Raw genomic sequence first — 274 nt, 5'->3', positions numbered from 1 at the left:
CCTCGTCGGCGGTACCACGGGGGTCCGCTACGATTCGACCGACAGCCTGCTCGACCCGACGCGCGGCGTGCGCATCACCGGCGACCTCGATGCCTACGGCAAGGCGGTGGGCTCGACGGTCAACCTCGTCGAGGCGCATGCGGCCGCCTCCACCTACTACGCGCTCGACGAGGACGCCCGCTACGTGCTGGCCGGGCGCATCGCGGCCGGCTCGCTCACCGGCGCGCCGCTCACTGCCATCCCGGCCGAGGAGCGCTTCTATGCCGGCGGCGGC

General features: G+C 73.7%; 1 protein-coding gene. It reads left to right on the top strand.

The features are described 5' to 3' along the window. Nucleotides 1-274: BamA/TamA family outer membrane protein (locus RMT89_RS42945; protein ID WP_315889187.1), on the top strand; the 274-nt coding region annotated here is incomplete at both ends.

It is taken from the genome of Streptomyces sp. P17, from assembly GCF_032436805.1.
In the GTDB taxonomy this organism is placed as follows: Bacteria; Actinomycetota; Actinomycetes; order Streptomycetales; family Streptomycetaceae; genus Streptomyces.
Note: the sequence above shows the minus strand (reverse complement) of the source record. Positions and strands in the feature narration are given on the sequence as shown.